18 protein-coding genes and 3 pseudogenes are annotated in these 18,413 nt (G+C 53.1%); 9 read left to right on the forward strand and 12 right to left on the reverse strand.

Annotation, left to right across the window (positions count from 1 at the left end; translation table 11 throughout):
* The first annotated feature begins 2 nt into the window (after positions 1 to 2).
* The 3 genes and pseudogenes from HRU78_01045 to HRU78_01055 all read left to right on the forward strand — a co-directional run bounded on the left by HRU78_01045 (position 3) and on the right by HRU78_01055 (position 1,882).
* Positions 3 to 851 carry a hypothetical protein gene (locus tag HRU78_01045; GenBank protein ID QOJ22403.1) on the forward strand — a complete coding sequence of 283 codons (849 nt, stop codon included), beginning with the start codon at positions 3 to 5 and terminating at the stop codon, positions 849 to 851.
* Between the two features lie 239 nt (positions 852 to 1,090).
* Positions 1,091 to 1,231, forward strand: a complete 141-nt coding sequence (locus tag HRU78_01050) for a hypothetical protein (GenBank protein QOJ22404.1) — start codon at positions 1,091 to 1,093, stop codon at positions 1,229 to 1,231.
* 561 nt (positions 1,232 to 1,792) lie between these two features.
* Positions 1,793 to 1,882, forward strand: a pseudogene (locus HRU78_01055) (PEP-CTERM sorting domain-containing protein).
* A gap of 105 nt (positions 1,883 to 1,987) precedes the next feature.
* Here HRU78_01055 and HRU78_01060 read toward each other — a convergent pair.
* Positions 1,988 to 2,380 carry a RidA family protein gene (locus tag HRU78_01060; GenBank protein QOJ22405.1) on the reverse strand — a complete coding sequence of 131 codons (393 nt, stop codon included), beginning with the start codon at positions 2,378 to 2,380 and terminating at the stop codon, positions 1,988 to 1,990.
* Between the two features lie 117 nt (positions 2,381 to 2,497).
* On the opposite strand from HRU78_01060, the gene sbcB reads away from it, so the two are divergent.
* Positions 2,498 to 3,925: an exodeoxyribonuclease I gene (gene sbcB / locus HRU78_01065; GenBank protein ID QOJ22406.1), complete on the forward strand. Its 1,428-nt coding sequence runs from the start codon at positions 2,498 to 2,500 to the stop codon at positions 3,923 to 3,925.
* Between the two features lie 32 nt (positions 3,926 to 3,957).
* Here the strand turns inward: sbcB and HRU78_01070 are convergent, their stop codons facing one another.
* The gene (locus HRU78_01070; protein QOJ22407.1) at positions 3,958 to 4,311 is read right to left on the reverse strand and encodes a DUF86 domain-containing protein; all 354 of its coding nucleotides are present in this window, start codon (positions 4,309 to 4,311) and stop codon (positions 3,958 to 3,960) included.
* A complete protein-coding gene (locus HRU78_01075; GenBank protein QOJ22408.1) occupies positions 4,304 to 4,594 on the reverse strand; it encodes a nucleotidyltransferase family protein in 291 nt (96 codons plus the stop codon). Before HRU78_01075 ends, HRU78_01070 begins: the two co-directional genes overlap by 8 nt.
* Positions 4,595 to 4,823: 229 nt before the next feature.
* On the opposite strand from HRU78_01075, the gene ilvA reads away from it, so the two are divergent.
* Together ilvA and HRU78_01085 are read left to right on the forward strand one after the other, a co-directional pair.
* A complete protein-coding gene (gene ilvA, locus HRU78_01080; GenBank protein QOJ22409.1) occupies positions 4,824 to 6,335 on the forward strand; it encodes a threonine ammonia-lyase, biosynthetic in 1,512 nt (503 codons plus the stop codon).
* Between the two features lie 730 nt (positions 6,336 to 7,065).
* A complete protein-coding gene (locus HRU78_01085) occupies positions 7,066 to 7,158 on the forward strand; it encodes a PEP-CTERM sorting domain-containing protein (GenBank protein ID QOJ24854.1) in 93 nt (30 codons plus the stop codon).
* 123 nt (positions 7,159 to 7,281) lie between these two features.
* Here the strand turns inward: HRU78_01085 and HRU78_01090 are convergent.
* The 9 genes and pseudogenes from HRU78_01090 to HRU78_01130 all read right to left on the reverse strand — a co-directional run bounded on the left by HRU78_01090 (position 7,282) and on the right by HRU78_01130 (position 14,791).
* Positions 7,282 to 7,542: pseudogene (locus HRU78_01090) on the reverse strand (2OG-Fe(II) oxygenase).
* Positions 7,533 to 8,610 (reverse strand): annotated as a pseudogene (gene ada, locus HRU78_01095) (bifunctional DNA-binding transcriptional regulator/O6-methylguanine-DNA methyltransferase Ada). The pseudogenes HRU78_01090 and ada overlap by 10 nt, the downstream one beginning before the upstream one ends.
* A 120-nt stretch (positions 8,611 to 8,730) precedes the next feature.
* On the reverse strand, positions 8,731 to 9,453 hold the full coding sequence (locus HRU78_01100) for an alginate export family protein (GenBank protein ID QOJ24855.1): 723 nt from the start codon (positions 9,451 to 9,453) through the stop codon (positions 8,731 to 8,733).
* Entirely contained in the window at positions 9,377 to 10,105 is a 729-nt protein-coding gene (locus HRU78_01105; protein ID QOJ22410.1) for an alginate export family protein, read from the reverse strand. The genes HRU78_01100 and HRU78_01105 overlap by 77 nt, the downstream gene beginning before the upstream one ends.
* Before the next feature lie 34 nt (positions 10,106 to 10,139).
* Positions 10,140 to 12,014 carry an amidohydrolase gene (locus tag HRU78_01110; GenBank protein ID QOJ22411.1) on the reverse strand — a complete coding sequence of 625 codons (1,875 nt, stop codon included), beginning with the start codon at positions 12,012 to 12,014 and terminating at the stop codon, positions 10,140 to 10,142.
* A 139-nt stretch (positions 12,015 to 12,153) separates the two neighbouring features.
* Positions 12,154 to 12,783: a hydrolase gene (locus HRU78_01115; GenBank protein QOJ22412.1), complete on the reverse strand. Its 630-nt coding sequence runs from the start codon at positions 12,781 to 12,783 to the stop codon at positions 12,154 to 12,156.
* Between the two features lie 40 nt (positions 12,784 to 12,823).
* Positions 12,824 to 13,174 carry a nuclear transport factor 2 family protein gene (locus HRU78_01120; protein ID QOJ22413.1) on the reverse strand — a complete coding sequence of 117 codons (351 nt, stop codon included), beginning with the start codon at positions 13,172 to 13,174 and terminating at the stop codon, positions 12,824 to 12,826.
* A 7-nt stretch (positions 13,175 to 13,181) separates the two neighbouring features.
* On the reverse strand, positions 13,182 to 13,814 hold the full coding sequence (locus HRU78_01125) for an isochorismatase family protein (protein ID QOJ22414.1): 633 nt from the start codon (positions 13,812 to 13,814) through the stop codon (positions 13,182 to 13,184).
* A gap of 71 nt (positions 13,815 to 13,885) precedes the next feature.
* Positions 13,886 to 14,791, reverse strand: coding sequence for a pirin family protein (locus tag HRU78_01130; GenBank protein QOJ22415.1), 906 nt, complete (start codon positions 14,789 to 14,791; stop codon positions 13,886 to 13,888).
* Between the two features lie 107 nt (positions 14,792 to 14,898).
* Between HRU78_01130 and HRU78_01135 the strand changes: the two genes are divergently transcribed.
* The 3 genes from HRU78_01135 to HRU78_01145 all read left to right on the forward strand — a co-directional run bounded on the left by HRU78_01135 (position 14,899) and on the right by HRU78_01145 (position 18,339).
* Positions 14,899 to 15,219, forward strand: coding sequence for a helix-turn-helix transcriptional regulator (locus HRU78_01135; protein ID QOJ22416.1), 321 nt, complete (start codon positions 14,899 to 14,901; stop codon positions 15,217 to 15,219).
* Between the two features lie 161 nt (positions 15,220 to 15,380).
* On the forward strand, positions 15,381 to 15,941 hold the full coding sequence (locus tag HRU78_01140) for an NAD(P)H-dependent oxidoreductase (GenBank protein QOJ22417.1): 561 nt from the start codon (positions 15,381 to 15,383) through the stop codon (positions 15,939 to 15,941).
* Between the two features lie 55 nt (positions 15,942 to 15,996).
* Positions 15,997 to 18,339, forward strand: coding sequence for a heavy metal translocating P-type ATPase (locus HRU78_01145; GenBank protein ID QOJ22418.1), 2,343 nt, complete (start codon positions 15,997 to 15,999; stop codon positions 18,337 to 18,339).
* Positions 18,340 to 18,413: the final 74 nt, after the last annotated feature.

Here is an 18,413-nt window from a genome sequence, read left to right on the forward strand (position 1 = left end):
ACATGTCACGCGCGGAAAATGGTTTTGTCTATCTTTGGGCCTTGTTTGCGGTAGTACTGGCGGGCATTGTCATGGCCGGTGTGGGGCAAGTATGGCAAGTGAAAGCGCAACGCGAAAAAGAAGCCCAATTGCTGTACGTGGGCGAGGAATTCCGCAAGGCGATCATGTCTTATTACAATACCGGTACTAAACAATTTCCCGAAACATTGGAAGAACTGCTGCAAGATAAACGTACGCCGGCCATCAAACGCCATTTGCGCAAAATCTATCAGGACCCGGTAACGAATATGGCCGAATGGGGCCTCATTGAAGAATCTTCGCCAGGCAGTAACGTTACGCCGAATACGAATGCGCCATCCGGCAATAATCCAACACCTAATGCAAACCCGGCGGCTGGTAATAATCCGGTACTCAATACGCAATCTATGCTTGGCAATAGCGCGACACCCGGTAGTCAGGCGTCCACTAACAGCTCCGCACCCGGCAGCGCGATGCCGAATAGCAACCCGGTAAGCTCCAGTATTGATAAGAGAATTGTTGGGGTATACAGCCTCTCCGAGAAAAAGCCGATCAAAAAAGACAAGTTTCCCGAACAGTTTGCTAAATTTTCTGAAGCCGTGACTTACCGCGATTGGAAATTTGTCTATAAGCCGGGAGATGACGCTGGTTCACAGAAACCAGCAACATCCCAAACCAAACCGAATACGGCATCGGGAACTTCACCGGTAAATTCTCCATTCACATCGCAATCATCCTCAGGAACAAGTGCTTCACCCTTTTCTTCGCGACCTTCGTCGACGGGTAACACCTCCCCATTTGCACCGCAATCATCCGGCTTTCCGGCAGATTGATAGCTATTTAGTACATCTATACTAAATTTTAGGGATAAAATATAGTATAGATGTAGGAGGAAAGAAGTTATGGCTTCCCATTTTCATAAAAGGGGTATACAGTTAGCCTGTTGGTGTATATGGTTTTTGAATTCGAATATACATGAACATGAGAAAAAGAAATTGTTATAGGGTCATGAAAAATAATATTTTTATTATTTATTTTTATGCAATCAATTTATTGAGGAAGTGAATGAATAATGAAAACAAAATTTTCACAAACATCTACACTGACCATTTTACCCGTTCTGGAGTCTGAAACCCATGCAACAATGAGTGCTGGTTTGGGATTGTCGGGTTTTGCTGCACGTCGTAAGAATCAAAATACAAGCTGTATTTAAGAAGTGCCTCACATTATAGAATGAGGCCTTTGTGATACAGACTTACTATAATATGGAGATAATAAAATGAAATTACATCACTTGGCTTTTGTTGCTATGGCGGCTTTATTTTCAAATAACGCTATGTCATTAGGTACCGCCACGGTTCATCTGGATGGCGGAAATTTTATTCAATCCGGAACGGTAACAAATACTTCAGTGCCCGGTGTCGATATTGTTCAAGTCGTTTATGATCTGGGCACGCAAGCCGATGGCATTGCGATTTGGGAAATCAACAGCAGTACAGGTACACATTCAAATTTCCTGACCGGTGACTGGTACTCGACCGAAACATGGAGTGGACTCAGTGTCGGTAGCGGCGGTGCTTTTAATTTTAGCGGTTTGGATATCGATTTAATCGTAACCGTTGTACCGCCAGTTGTGTCTAGTTCCATAATACCTTCACCTGGCGGTCCTAGCCTTGCTAATGCAAGTGTGAGCGTATTCTTCAGCGATGGCTCTTTTGGCACCGCAAGTCTCGTTCAACAAAATTGGGGTGTAAATCAGGATCTCGTTATCAATGCTGTTCCGGAACCTGAGACCTATGCCATGCTGATCGCTGGTTTGGGATTACTGGGTTTTGCCGCACGCCGCAGACAACAAAACGTTTAATCTGAAATAAGCCGTAAAAAAGGAGCGATCGTTAATTCGAAAGCTCCTTTTTATTTTTCCTGATTTCTGAATGCCGTTCGTTTTTTTAGTCAAAAAACACAAGTTTCATTCAGCTCCGGTGCTGCGATACGCCGTCACCTGAATTTCAATTTTCATCCTCGGATCGGACAATCCCGCCGTCAACATCATTGCCGACGGTCGAACATCGCCCAGATATTTGCGCATCACCGGCCAGCATTTTTCGAAATCCTCAGATATGGGAAACACGTAAGTAACCCGCACCACGTCTTTCATACTCGAACTTGCTTGCTGTAAAGCCGCATCGATATTTTTGAAACATTGTTCCGCCTGCTCCAGTAAATCATCGGAAATGGTCATTTTGCTGTAATCGAAACCGGTCGTGCCGGATACCAATATCCAGTTATCCACGACGACCGCGCGCGAGTAGCCGATTTCTTTTTCAAATGTCGAGCCTGAACTGATGAGTTTGCGTGCCATACAATGCTGTCCTTATGCTGGTTTAAAAATTTTCGCGTACGATACCACACTATAATATTGCAATGAGCCAGATGCAAAGCGAGTTTCCCGGCATTTAATTCCAATCCCAAAACCAATATGTCCTTTACCTTTTATTGGCACGATTACGAAACTTTCGGCGCCGATCCCAGGCGCGACCGACCGGCACAGTTTGCCGGCGTGCGCACCGATGAGGCACTGAACGAAATCAGCGAACCGCTGGTGATCTACTGCAAACCGACGCGCGATTACCTGCCGCATCCGGAAGCGTGCCTGCTCACGGGTATCACGCCGCAACTGGCCGATGCACGAGGCTTGCGGGAAGCGGAGTTTATCGCACGTATTCATGCCGAACTCGCACAACCGGCTACATGTGGCGTCGGCTACAATTCGCTGCGTTTCGACGATGAAGTCACCCGCTTCACGCTTTACCGCAACTTCTACGATCCGTATGCGCGTGAGTGGCAGCAAGGCAATTCGCGCTGGGACATTATCGACCTGGTGCGCATGACGTATGCGCTGCGTCCCGGCGGCATCCATTGGCCGCAGCACGACGACGGGCAACCGAGTTTCAAATTGGAAGATCTGGTCGCCGCCAACGGTATTCTGCACGAATCCGCGCACGACGCCCTATCCGATGTGCGTGCCACTATTGCTTTGGCTCGCCTATTGCGCGCACAACAACCACGCTTATACGATTGGCTTTTGCAATTACGTGACAAACGTAAAGCCGCAAGCCAGCTCGATCTGGTCAATCGTCAGCCGGTCGTGCATACCACGCGTATGTATCCGGCCAAAACCGGTTGCACGTCGCTGGTCATGCCATTGATCGCTGAACCGGGCAACAACAACAGCGTGCTGGTCTACGACTTGCGCTACGATCCGAATATGTTCTTACCGTTGAGCACCGATGATCTCAGTCAATTGCTGTTCACCCGCAACGATGACTTGCCCGAAGGCATGCAACGGCTACCGGTCAAGTCGGTGAAGATCAACAAATGCCCGGCACTGGCGCCGCGCAACACACTAGATCAAGAAGCCGCCGAGCGCATCGCCTTGGATAAGAACCGGTGCTACCGGCACTGGCAAACATTGTGCAATCATTCCGATTTCTTTCAACGTGTCGCCACGGCTTATACCAGCCAATCATTTGAGCCTTCCGGCGATGTTGATGTGGCTTTGTATGACGGTTTTTTTGACAATGCCGATGCGGCATCACTGGCACAAATACGCCGCGCCACGCCGCAGCAATTGGCTAGCGCACGCTTTGATTTTCATGACTGGCGGTTGCCCGAACTACTGTTCCGCTACCGCGCCAGAAATTGGCCGGAAACGTTGACGCCGGTAGAAAGGGAACGATGGGAACAGATACGTTTGCAACGCTTGACACAAGGTAGTGGCGGTGGAAGTATCACGCTAAATGAATTGGCAGCAAAAATTACATTATTGCGAGAAACAAAAACCGATGAGAATGCCCGGCAGGTATTGAATGCGCTGGAAGCATGGGGCATGGAATTGTCGGGATAATTTCTTTTCACTTTTTACGATACGCCGTTTCATCATTGATAGTCTTCTCTTAACGATTCCAGTACCGGCAGCAGAGCTGGAATATCATCTTGAATAATGCTCCACAGGGTGTCGTTGTCGATACCGAGGTAGCCGTGAATCAGCCGGTTACGTGTAGCAATGATCATCCGCCAGGGTACTTCAGGGTATTTTGCTCGTATATTATCCGGAACATGCGTTGCCGCTTCGCCGATAAGCTCCAAGTTGCGCAAAGTTGCATCATAGTTTAGTCCACTTGTCACAAAAGCAGCTTGATTCAGGCCGTCGCTATAAGCGAGCACCTTGTGGGCGAAGCCGATCATATCGCCAATATAGAAACGCCATTCCCGCAGCGGTGCATCAGACATAGACTCGTTCTTTTTCAATATAAGGACGCAACTCCGGCCGCAATGCTTTTTCAGTAACCAGATCGACCGGGCAGCCTAGTAAATCTTCCAGATAGAATTGCACGCCAAAGTAACGCTGTGAAGTTGCGGGGCCGTCAAAGGCAACCAGGATATCCACATCACTACTTGCATTTGCGGTATCACGCACTGTCGAGCCGAACAGAGCAAGACGGGTGACGCCGAAGCGGTTTTGCAGTTCTGGTTTGCTTTGTGTCAGTAATGCCAGAACATGTTGTCGATGCATTGCGTGATTCCCAGATGATCGCGGATGAGCATACAAAAAAGTGAGTGCTGCCCCTCAAATTACACGAACCGAATACGCGAAGTCAAACAATCTTTGCTGATTCAACCCATTTCTTGCGGCGTAAGCGCTTCTCTATAGCTGCAAGAAAATTTCTGCGATCTATGATCGTGATAAAATCTCTATCGCTGTTACAGATTAAAATTTTGCCTGGATTTACCCACTTCCCGCCATGAAAAACAATTACCTTGAAAGAATACTGACCGCGCAGGTTTACGATGTCGCGATCGAGAGTCCGTTGGATCTGGTCGCCAATTTGTCGGGGCGTATCCATAATCAAGTGTTGTTGAAGCGGGAAGATTTGCAGCAGGTTTTTTCGTTCAAGCTGCGCGGCGCGTACAACAAGATGATCAAGTTACCGCCTGCGGTGCGCAACCGCGGTGTGATTGCCGCTTCCGCCGGAAATCATGCGCAAGGTGTGGCGCTGGCCGCCAAGAAGCTCGATTGCTCCGCCACCATCGTGATGCCGGTGACCACGCCGCAAATCAAAGTGCATGCGGTCATGGGGCACGGCGCCACGGTTGCATTGCACGGCGATTCGTATAACGATGCCTACGAGCATGCCATGCAATTGGCCAAGGACGAGCAGGCCACGTTCGTGCATCCGTACGACGATCCGGATGTGATCGCCGGGCAGGGAACGGTCGGTATGGAAATCCTGCGCCAGCATACCGGTGCGATTCATGCGATTTTTGTGCCGATCGGCGGCGGCGGGTTGATCGCCGGGATTGCGGCGTATGTGAAGCGGCTGTACCCGAAAATCAAAATCATCGGGGTCGAGCCGGTCGATGCCGACGCCATGTATCGTTCGCTGCAAAGCGGCCGCCGCGTCAAGCTGGCGCAGGTCGGTTTATTCGCCGATGGCGTGGCGGTGCGGCATGTCGGCAAGGAAACCTTCCGCTTATGCCGCGAGCTGGTCGACGAGGTGATGCTGGTCGATACCGACGCCATTTGTGCCGCGATCAAGGATGTGTTCGAAGACACCCGTACCATTATGGAACCGTCCGGTGCATTGTCGATCGCCGGTATCAAGGCGTATGTGGCACGGGAGAAGATACAGCATAAAACACTGGTGGCGATCGCGTCCGGTGCCAACATGAATTTTGATCGCTTGCGCCATATTTCCGAACGCGCGGAAATCGGCGAACAGCGCGAGGCAGTGATATCGGTGGCGATTCCCGAAAAACCCGGCAGTTTCAAGAAATTCTGCAATTTGCTCGGCGCCAAAAGCATTACTGAATTCAATTACCGTTACTCCGATTCGAACGTCGCGCATGTGTTTGTCGGCGTGTCGGTGCGTAATCAGGAAGAAACGCAGCAACTGATCAAGGAATTGAAACAAAGCGGCCTGGCCACCGAGGACATGAGCAACAACGAAATGGCCAAACTGCACGTGCGCCACTTGGTCGGCGGGCATGCGCACGCGGTCAAGAACGAGATTGTGTACCGCTTCGAGTTTCCCGACCGCCCCGGCGCGTTGATGAATTTCCTCAACAACATGAGCCACAACTGGAACATCAGTCTGTTTCACTATCGCAATCACGGCGCCGACTACGGTCGCGTGCTGATCGGTATCCAAGTACCGCCGGAAGAGAAATCCGCTTTCCGGGCTTTTCTCGATCAATTGGGTTATCGCTATTGGGACGAAACCAAGAATCCCGCGTATAAATTGTTTCTTGGGTAACACGATCAAATTCTTCGTCCGCGGAAATTCACACCGTCGTAACACCGCATCACGCATAGTTCGATCTGAGCAATCCCGCTTCATGGAAAGCATCTGTGACAATATGTCACATTGACGTTGTGCATAACAGCCGGGGTACTCCAACACGAGATGACGGAGAAGTTCTAACCATTTGGACAGCGACCACCATGACCACCAGCGATTTCGATGGCCGCGGCTGGAGCATCAATGCTGCAGGCGCGATCGCGGGCGGATACGCCGACCGCGGGTTCTGGTTTTTCGCTTCCACCTGGAGTGCTGCCGGTGTGCGAACCGATCTCGGCGATTTGGCCGGGCGCAAGGACGAGTTCTGGAGCGTGGGCCAAGGCATCAACGATTTCGGACAAATTGCCGGCTGGAGTTATCTCGCGGGTGATTTCGTGCAACACGCAACATTTTGGGGTGGCGCTGCCCTGACCGATCTGGGTACGCTGGGCGGAGAAAACAGTCAGGCTCTCGCGCTCAATAGCCTGGGGCAAGCCGTCGGCTGGAGCGAATTGGCGGACGGCTCGCAGCATGCCATGCTGTGGAACGGCACCGTGCTGATCGATCTGAATAGTCTGCTGGATCCTGCGCTGGCGAGCGCTGGCTGGGTGTTGAAAGAAGCGGCCGGTATCAACGATCACGGTGCGATTGTGGGAACTGCGATCAATAGCCTCCTGGGTATTGACCAAGGGCATGCGTTCTTGCTATCTCCTGTTTTCCCGAACCCGAAACCTATGCGATGTTGCTGGCAGGCTTGGCATGGCTGGGCGCAAGACGGCCCGGTCAGCTCTGCGGCTAGAGGAAGTTGGTATTACTTCTCGCGCGAATGGCAGCGCGAAACCGCGCAGCACCATCGCAGCAGGCCCCAGGCGCTGGCGCGGGGGCAGCGCTGTTGCCTTGAAAAGTTCGAGCGTTTCCATGCTCACCTCGTATCGTGAAAGATCAGCTCCACGGCATGGCGCTTGCCGCTGCGGATGCGGCTGATGCCGTGCCGCATGGCCACCTTACAGGTGCCACGCCGACCCCCATCGCGGGCCGTTGATTGACGGTGAACACACCGCATCGCCCTGGTGCAGCGCGACAACATCCATGCGCTGACCTTGAGTGGAAAAGCATGCTCGCCATAGAGATCCTGGTGAAGGCAGTTGTAGTCGCCCTCCTTATACTGAAGGATCAGCGGCATCGGCTTTGTCTGACATTGGCTTCGCGACGCAGCAGCTCGCGTTTGCGATCAACGCCCCAGCGATAGCCTGCGAGGTCACCATCGCGCCGCACGACACGGTGGCAGGGAATAGCCACGGCAATATGGTTTGTCGCGCAGGCCTGGGCCACGGCGCGAACCGCCTTGGGGGCACCGATGCGAGTTGCGATCTCTGCGTAACTCACGGTCGTGCCCGGTGGGATCTCGCGCAGCGCGCCAGACACGCTCTTGGAAGGCCGTGCCTTGCACGTCCAGCGGTAGGCGCAGCCCGATCGAAGGTGCCTCGATGAAGCCCACGACCTCGGCGATCAACTGCTCGAACTTACCGTCACAGCCGATGATTTCGGCCTTGGGAAATTTATCCTGCAGGTCGCGCACCAGCGCGTCCGGGTTATCGCCCAACAGGATGGCACAGATGCCACGCTGGCTCTGAGCCACCAGAATGGCACCCAGCGAGCATTGTCCCACGGCGAAGCGGATGACAGCTCCGGCGCCACCCGCCCGGTAATCCCGCGCACGCATGCCCAGCAAATCATCCGCGGTTTCATAGAATCGGCTGTTGGAGTTGAAACCGGCGTCATAGATGGCATCGGTGATGGAGGCATCCGGGCTGCTCAATTTCTCGCGCAGCTTGCGGGCGCGATAGGCCGAGCTGTAAGCTTTAGGCGTCAGGCCAGTTTCGGCCTTGAACAGGCGATGGAAGTGAAATAGGCTCATGCCGACCTCGATCGCTAGGTCATCAAGCTGGAGCGGTGTCTCTGATGCTTCGATCAGACGGCAGGCGCGCGCCACCAGCGTGACGCGCTCGGCGGCTGTACTGGTCTGGTCGTTTCGGGCGCGACGGCTGGGGCGATAACCCGCTGCTTCGGCAGCTTCGACCGTATCGAAGAACTCCACATTCTCGCGCTTGGGTAGTCGCGCGGTCGAACTCGGCTGGCAGTACACACCGGTAGTACGCACAGCGTAGACAAAATGACCGTCGGCTGCAGCATCCCGTACCTGCACTGCCGCCCAGCGATCATCTTCGGATTCAAAAGTTCTGTTAGTCATGTCATAACTCCTGGGCTCGTCAACTCACAGGGCTCATGATAGATTGGACTTCGATCGCAAGCACTCCGATTCTTGCGGTCGGTATGCGAGGCGTGCAGAGCTTTGTCGTCGTGGGCTTGCTTACCAGCGAAATGCCAGGCTTGTCATGAAAAAATCGACACGTTTGCCACCAGCCTGCGTCAGGGCTTCCCCGACGTTGAAATGGACTGCAGCGGCGCGTAATTCCCACTGCGGATGCGGGCGATAACTGCCTTCCAGCTTAAGCTGATCACCAATGTAGCGGTCGGTTCCAATGGTTTCGGGTATCGCTACCAATGGTGCCGGCGGCGTGTAAACCGCATCGGCTTGATAATGTTTCCATAGGAAATTCCAGCCCACAGTGAATGTTAGCGTAGAAACAGGTTTGATGGTCACGGCTGGTTGCAAGTCCATGATATTACCTGGTGCCAATAGTGCTGCCTCGGTGAAATAGGTGGGGTTGGGATAGAGCGCATTAAAGGTACCGAGCCGTCCGTCGCCAGGATTCTTATCGCCACTGGCAATATCCGCTTTCAAGCCGAGCCGGGGTGACCACGGCAGCGTAGTAAAGGTAAAACCTGTATCAGAAGCAACCGTCCAGGCACGGATGGTTTGACTGCCGATATGGCCGATCTGGAATACCGCTTCCAGATTCCAGTCCCAATTCTTTGCAGAACCAAACAGTCGGGTGCCGAAAGAATGCCTGTGCTCCCGTCCCTGCGCTGCTGCAAACCGCCCCTGATCCCTTTCATAACCAAGCCAGTAGAGATCGATTTTGAGCGGCGCAATACTTTCCGGCGCGAATGTGGCATATAAGCCGTACAGCGCCTGCGACTTGCGACTTGCTAGTCACATCATCAAAAGCTTCCGGTTTATTCAAAACCGGACGAAAGGCGAGAGCATCAATGCGATATGGCCCCTGTTTCCAACTGGCGCGTGCGCCATCGAAAGCGAGACGGATGTTGGGACCCTCTCGTACCGAGATCAAGCGCGAGGTGCCCAGAGTCACTTCTTGTCTGCCCGCACGGAGGGAAAATCTATCGCCGTTCCACGCCAGAAAACTCTGCTGCAAGTCGAGATTGCTTTGATCGGTACTCTCTGCACCTCCGCTGCGTCCAGACTCATCATAGGCCCCGAACTGCACGAAAATCTGGGCATGTTTGCCGAGACGCAGATCGCCATGCACCAAGCCTCGAAACAGTGTGTAGCTGTCACCCCTATGGCCGTTCATTGTGTTACCGATATCGAAATCCAGAGGCCAATAACCTTGGGCGCGCACGCGCGCATCGGCACCAAGCGTCAGCGTGGTTCCCTCGGTGATATGCCAGCATTTAGGAGTCATTTTGTTGCAATTTGCGCCCCAATCTTCTTCGAATCGTAGCGGCAGATATTCGGATGCGGCCACTGGCAATGACATGGCGAACATTACAACGGCAATCAGACTGGTTTTGCGTTTCTTTGCTGCCTGCTGGCGCATATAGATTTACTGCGCAAGAGAGATTTTATGTGCATCATATCGCCCAGCACAAACAGCCGAGTGCACCCCAGAAGCCACGCTGGTCATCGGCATTCACGGCACCCTGATACGCACGCCCATGCGCATGGCCATGCACAAGACAGCTCGTGCCGCAGCCACAAGCGGTTTGAGCGAGTGTGTGCAGTGATGCCGCTGTGCTTGCGGCCGGTTTGAAATAGCCGCCGGAGTGATTCACCGGCGACCAATCCGGCATGGCCGGCGGCAAAGGCGGGGAAAGCGCGCTAAACTCGCCGTCGCCGTAGACAATGCGTCCGCCGACGACAGTCAGCACCGATACAAGGTGGCGGATTTCGTTTTCCGGAATCTTGAAGTAATCGGCGGATAATACCGCCAGATCGGCATACTGTCCGGGTTTGATCCGGCCTTTGACATCTTCTTCATTCGAGAACCAGGTATTTGCATGCGTGTATAGGCGCAATGCAGTCTCGCGATCGACGAGATTGGCCGCCGGATACAGCGGGAGATTTCCCAAGGTCTTGCCGGTAACCAGCCAATACAGTGCATTCCAAGGGTCGTAGCTGGCTACGCGGGTGGCGTCGGTGCCTGCGCCCACGTTTACTCCCAGTTCCAGCATCCGTTTATAAGGCGGCGTGCGTTCCACCGCTTTACGGCCGTAGCGTTGCACAAAATATTCACCCTGATAAGCCATGCGATGCTGGATGGCAATGCCGCCGCCCAGTTTGGCGATGCGTTCGAGATTGGCATCGGTTACGGTTTCAGCGTGATCGAAAAACCAGTGGATGCCGTCAAAGGGAATATCCCGATTCACTTTTTCGAATACATCCAGCGCACGCGAGATGGTCTCATCGTAAGTGGCGTGCAGACGGAATGGCCAGCGATGACTGACAAGAATGCGCACCACCGCCTCCAAGTCATTTTCCATGTGCGCGGCCGGATCCGGGCGAGGCATGCGGAAGTCCTCGAAATCCGCTGCGGAAAAGACCAGCATTTCGCCTGCGCCGTTATGGCGGTAGTAACTATCGCCGTCGCCAGGTTTTCCCATCTTTGTCCACTTAGTGAAATCGGCAACCTCTTCTCCAGCTTTTTGTGTGAACAGGTTATAGGCGATGCGCAGGGTCAGCTCACCCGCTTGGTGCAATTCTTCAATAATCTTGTAGTCGTCCGGGTAGTTCTGAAAACCGCCGCCGGCATCAATGACGCTGGTGATACCCAGGCGGTTCATTTCCCGCATGAAATGGCGCGTGGAATTGAGCTGATACTCGTAAGGCAGTTTAGGACCTCTGGCAAGCGCCGCATACAGAATCAGCGCATTGGGTTCCGCCAGCAGCAGACCTATCGGTTCCCCGTTGGAGTCCTTGACAATCAAACCGCCTGGCGGATTAGGCGTGTTGCGATCGTAACCGCAGGCGCGCAGCGCGGCGCGATTCAGCAGGGCGCGGTCGTAGAGATGCAAGATGAAAACCGGGGTATCCGGTGCGACTGCATTGATTTCGTCGAGTGTTGGTAAGCGTTTTTCAGCAAACTGCATTTCGGTAAAGCCACCGACGATGCGCACCCATTGCGGTGCGGGCGTTCGTGCCACCTGTTCCTGCAGGCGGCGCATGGCATCGGCCAGCGAGGGGATGCCGTCCCAGCGCAACTCCATGTTGTAATTGAGCCCGCCGCGGATAAAATGCAGGTGTGAATCGATCAGGCCGGGAATGACGCGACGGCGGTTAAGATCGATCACCTGCGTACTGCTATCGGCAAGGCGCATCACTTCGTCGTCGTTTCCCACCGCAATAAAACAGCCTTCCGCAATTGCAATGGCCGTGGCTTGCGGATTCTGGTGATCGAGCGTCGTGAATTGGCCGTTGCGCAGTATCAATTGGGCTTTGTGGTTCTGCATTGATGCACCTCGCGAAGTTTCAGCAAGCACACTGGTTTTCGAAAACAATAAAGACGCTCCGGCTGCTTGTAAAAATACACCGACGGCGCAGGTTTACTGCGCTGTCACCCATGTTTTATCCCTTTCGGGGCCTGGCTATTTATTTCTTGGTAATGGCGAAGTAGCTCGTCATCAGGTTGCGGTAGTTGGGTAGGTAGCTGGAAAATAAAGCACCCAAGCCTTCGATATCGTTGCGCCAATCGCGATGCAATTCGCAAGCCACGCCAAACCAGCTCATCAACTGTACGCCTGCGGCCTGCATGCGCATCCAGGCAGCATCGCGAGTTATTTCATTGAAGGTGCCCGAAGCATCCGTGACTACGAATACTTCGTAACCTTCCTCGATCGCGGATAATGCTGGAAAAGCGACACAGACTTCGGTCACCACACCGGCGATGATGAGCTGCTTGCGGCCGGTCTTTTTGATCGCCTTGACAAAATCTTCGTTGTCCCAGGCGTTGATGTTGCCGGGACGAGCGATATATGGCGCAGTAGGATGCATTTCCTTGATTTCCGGAACCAGCGGTCCATTGGGGCCATCTTCAAAGCTGGTGGTCAGGATGGTGGGCAGCTTGAAATACTTGCCGCAGGCGGTGATCGCCAACACGTTATTCTTGAACTCATTCGGCGAAAAATCCTGCACCAGAGAAATCAGCCCTGCCTGATGATCCACCAATAGCAACACAGCATCATCTTTAGAAAGCCGGTTGTATGTGAAAGTCTTGTTCATTGTCGTATTCCTTTCATGGGTTGTTGTTATGCATTTTTATTCAATACAGCGCATAGAATCGGTCGCTGATGATCTTGCCATCTTTCCAGTGCTGTACCGCCACTTGATCGAACTTTTTGTGGCCCAGATCTTTATGTTTGTATTCATAATGCCACTCGGTCATCGTGACGTTTTCTCCTACGGCGGTCGATACGATTTCCGATGTGAGCCATGCTTCAACGCCTTCGAATAATTCGGATTCCCGGGCTTTGGCTTGTTGCAATCCTTTCGCCACCACATCATTTTTTTCGATCACGACGCAATCGGGATGGTAATACTTGTCCATCGATTCCAGAATTTCGCCCTTCAGAATCATCTGATTCAGATCGTTGAGTTTTTCTTCTAAGGTCATGTTATTCCTAATTTTTTGCTTTCTGAACAGCCTGGGCCTTGTCATAACTCTCGATCAACTGCCGATAATGCGGCATCGGATAGTCGGCATAAAGATCGGCAAAATCCAGCGCTTCCGACCGGTTCCAGGTTTTCTGCAATTCTGAAATAACTGCGACCGTGTCGATCGGAATGACCCCTGCTTGCACAATACGGGCAACGGTTAAGTCGGTAGCCATTTTGCTCCAGTTACCCGAGGCATCCACAACGGCATACACTTTATAACCGGCGGTTACTGCGCTGATAGATGGAAAAGCCATGCATACGCTGGTGAGCGTACCGGCAAGGATCAGCGTTTTGCGGCCGGTAGCTTCGACGGCTTTGACAAAATCGGGGCTATCCCAAACATTGATTTCTCCGCGGCGCCCCACATATTGTGCGTGCGGGGCGGCTTGATGGATTTCCGGAATCAGTGGCCCATTCGGACCATCCGGGACGGAGGCGGAAGTAATGACCGGCATCTTGAGTATTGTAGCAATCTTGGCAAGTGCAGTGGCATTGCGGCGCAAGTCTGATACTGGAATATCTTTCACCAATTGAAATAAGCCGCTCTGATGATCGATGAGAAGCATCAGAGTTTCGTCGGGATTGATATGACTCATCGTATTTATTCTCCTGTGGTTTGATTAAATAAAAAATTACCGCCTGAATGAGGCTGGTTGGTTAAAGCAATCTATGACGACTGTGTCCGTGATATTCTTCCCATCTTGCCGCTCTGATAGTCTATCTTGGCTTGGCGAATTTCTTCCGCAGTATTCATGACAAACGGGCCGCTGCCTGCGATGGGTTCGTCGATGGGCTCACCACTCAGCAACAGTGCGATGGTATCGGGCTCGCTGCTGATGCGAATATGATCACCTGCCCGATCGAACAAGCCAACTTCCGCTGCATTGAGAGTTTCAGAATTATTGACGCGCACCGAACCTTTGAGCACTGCCAGCAAAGTGTTGTAACCATCCGGCACGGCAAGGTCGATAGACTGATCGCTGGTCAAGCGCAAATCCCATACGTCCATCGGCGTAAAGGTATGGGCTGGCCCGGTAGCTTCACCGAATTTTCCCGCAATGACGCGCACTTGACCTTTATTATCCGGCAGATCGATGACAGGAATTTGACTAGCCAGGATACTTTGATAACGAGGCGATGACATCTTGTCCTTGGCTGGCAAGTTGACCCACAATTGCACCATCTCCAGCACGCCGCCATGCCGCGCGAAGTCGCGGCCGTGGAATTCTTCGTGCACCAGGCCAGACGCAGCCGTCATCCATTGCACATCGCCGGGACCGATTTTGCCGCCGCCACCGGAACTGTCACGATGCTCCACTTCACCGCTATACACGATGGTGACTGTTTCAAAACCGCGGTGTGGATGTTCTCCCACCCCATGGCGCTGCTCGGTCGGCGAAAACTCCATCGGCCCGGCGTAATCGAATAATAGGAAAGGACTGATCATCGAGCCCAGTTCCGGATATGAAAACAGGGAACGTACCGGGAAACCGTCACCCACCCAATGTTGATGGACATTTCGTTGAATGCGCGATAGTTTTTTGGCGGATGCTTCAGATTGTATTGTCGGCATGGCTTATTGCCCTCCACAAGAAATTTATATTTACGTGATAGATTAATATCATCAGCTTGGATTACAAGTACGCACAAAAAGGATACCGTCAAAAAAGGAGGTGAAAAATGCCCAGCAAAGCAGCTTATTGCTCTGTTGAAGTTACATTGAAAGTGATTGGGGGACGATGGAAGGTTTTGATTATTCATCAGCTGTTAAACGGCACCATGCGATTCAACCAGCTGCAAAGGGATTTGACAGGCATTACTCATCGTACCTTGAGCCGACAGTTGCGGGAGATGGAAGCCGATCAATTGGTCGTCAGAAATAATTTCAACGAGATTCCTCCACGCGTCGAATATTCGTTGTCGCCATTGGGACATTCACTTAAAACCATTTTGTTTGCGATGGATGAATGGGGAAGAAAATATCATGTTACGATCAGATAAAGTGCGTGTTTTATTGCACCCGATATGAATTTCCCCCCATTCGTTCTGGCTTTAAATCCGTATCCGTATTACAAGCGCTTCCATTGCACGCAACACAGTGGCGCTATACAGTACCGTTGTAAATAGCTATTTTGCAGTTGATCAATAAACAGGAAGGTACCATGACAAAAATTATCGGAATTACAGGAAGCCTGCGTAGCGGTTCGTTTAATACCGCCTTGTTGCGCACGGCTGCAGGATTAATGCCGAGTGGTGTTACGCTGGAGATCGCAACACTCAAGGGTATTCCGCTCTATGATGGGGATGTCGAGGTCAATGAGGGCATTCCTGAAGCGGTTCTTGTGCTGCAAGAACAAATTGCCGCCGCCGATGGACTATTGTTAGCTACTCCGGAGTACAACAATTCCATACCGGGTGTATTCAAAAATGCGATTGACTGGCTATCGCGGCCACCCAGCGGTATTGCACGAATTTTTGGCAATCGTCCGGTTACGGTGATCGGTGCATCGATTGGCGGATTCGGTACGGTTCTGTCCCAAAATGCTTGGCTTCCTGTATTACGGGCATTAGGTATGCACCCATGGTTTGGTGGGCGGCTACTCGTATCGCGGGCGCACCAAGTTTTTAACGAATCAGGTGAGATGATCGATGAAGCGGTGCGTAAGCAATTTCAAGATTTTCTTACTGGGTTTGCAGAGTTTGTTCAAGCTAATAGCAATTAGATCTATGTGCTTAAGTTTGTAAAGGTAATGACAATGTTCTAAAGGATGGCAAGTTATGACGCACGATCATAAAAAGCATGGCGACGAGCATCACACGGGTAATCCGTCTGTAGCGATTGATCCTGTTTGCGGCATGCAAGTCGACGTGCATAGCGCAAAATACCATGCGGAACATAATGAACGGACTTACTATTTCTGTTCGACACACTGCCGCGATAAATTCGTGGCCGCGCCAAGTGCTTACTTAGCCAGTAAGACTCCTGGCGAAGAGTCTCTGCCTGATGCCATTTATACCTGCCCCATGCATCCGCAAGTGCGGCAAATCGGGCCGGGGAGTTGCCCGATTTGCGGCATGGCGCTGGAGCCGGCCGAAGTATCGCTGAATGCTGCACCGAGCGAGGAACTCGCGGATATAACCCGCCGCTTCCGGATTGGCCTCCTATTAGCCGCGCCGGTCTTCATCATGGAAATGGGCGGCCATCTGATCGGATTGGCACATGTAGTGTCACCCCAAACCTCCAATTGGCTGCAATTGTCATTGGCAACACCGGTGGTCTGGTGGGCGGGGTGGCCGTTTTTTGTGCGCGGCTGGCAATCGATTTCGAACCGCGCACTCAATATGTTCACACTCATTGCGATGGGTACCGGCGTGGCATGGATCTATAGCATCGTCGCAACCGTCGCACCCGGTCTCTTCCCTGATATCTTCCGCGGCGATGATGGTTCGGTCGCGGTTTATTTCGAGGCGGCGGCAGTCATCACCGTCCTGGTGTTACTGGGTCAGGTGCTGGAATTGCGCGCTCGTGAACGCACGTCGGGTGCGATCAAAGCTTTGCTCAAATTGTCACCGACTACCGCCCGCCGTCTTGGTGATGGCGATACCGAAGAGGAAATCAACCTGGACCAGGTAGTGGCAGGCGATCGATTGAGAGTCCGCCCGGGCGACCGGGTGCCTGTCGACGGCCAAGTGATCGAAGGCAGTTCCAATATCGATGAATCGATGGTGACGGGTGAATCCATGCCGGTTCGCAAGCAATCCGGAGATCAGGTCATCGGCGGCACCATCAACGGCCAGGGCAGTTTTGTGATGCGCGCGGAAAAAATCGGGCGTGACACGATGTTGGCGCAGATCGTTCGCATGGTATCGGAAGCGCAGCGTTCACGCGCCCCAATTCAACGCTTGGCGGACATCGTCGCCAGCTGGTTCGTTCCGGCAGTGATTGTAACTGCCATGCTGGCTTTCGCCGCCTGGGCGATCTGGGGGCCGCCACCGGCCATGGCGCATGCGCTGATCGCGGCCGTCAGCGTGCTCATCATCGCTTGCCCATGCGCACTGGGCCTGGCGACACCGATGTCGATTATGGTGGGTATCGGACGGGGCGCGACCGCAGGTGTTCTGATCAAGAACGCCGAAGCATTGGAACGTATGGAAAAGGTCGACACGATCGTGATTGACAAGACGGGCACGCTGACCGAAGGCAGGCCCAGAGTCACGGCAATCCGTCCTGCTGGCGGCAATATCGGCGAGGATGAACTGCTGCGCCTTGCGGCCAGTCTGGAGCAGGGCAGCGAGCACCCGTTGGCCGCCGCCATCGTAGCCGCAGCCAAGGAACGCTCGATTGTGCTGGCCAAGGCGGCCGATTTCGATTCGCCGACTGGCAAAGGTGTGCTCGGCAGTGTCGATGGTCACCGGATTGTGCTGGGTAACGCGAAATTTCTTGCGGAACTGCATATTGATGCCCGGGTATTGGAAATGCAAGCCGATGAACTGCGTCAGAATGGAGCCACCGTGATCTTCGTGGCGGTCGATGGCGTGATTGCAGGCATGATCGCCATCGCTGACCCGGTAAAGGAATCCACGCCTGCCGCTATCGATGCTTTGCATGCCGATGGCATCCGCATCGTCATGCTGACCGGGGACAATCGCACAACGGCTGAGGCGGTCGCGCGGCAACTGGGTATCGACGAAGTGGAAGCGGAGGTGCTACCCGATCAGAAAGCGGCAATCGTAACCCGATTGCGCCAGCAAGGGCGGGTGGTTGCCATGGCAGGCGACGGCGTCAACGATGCGCCGGCCTTGGCCACCGCCGATGTCGGCATTGCCATGGGCACCGGCACCGATGTCGCGATTGAAAGCGCTGGCGTAACCTTGCTGCGCGGCGATCTGCTGGGCATTGTCCGGGCACGGCGTCTATCCCAGGCAACCATGCGCAACATACGCCAGAATCTGTTTTTTGCCTTTATTTACAATACGGCTGGCGTACCGATCGCAGCCGGCGTGCTTTTTCCATTCTTTGGTATCTTGCTGTCGCCGATTTTTGCCGCGGCAGCGATGTCGCTATCTTCGGTCAGCGTGATCGGCAATGCATTGCGGTTACACACGATAAAGCTGGAGTAGGTATGGAAAGGTAAATGACACTTCCGAATTGCTGATTTTTAAGCGGTATAAAACGGGTACTATTCAACTGTGGC

Source organism: Gammaproteobacteria bacterium, from assembly GCA_015709635.1.
In the GTDB taxonomy this organism is placed as follows: domain Bacteria; phylum Pseudomonadota; class Gammaproteobacteria; order Burkholderiales; family Nitrosomonadaceae; genus Nitrosomonas.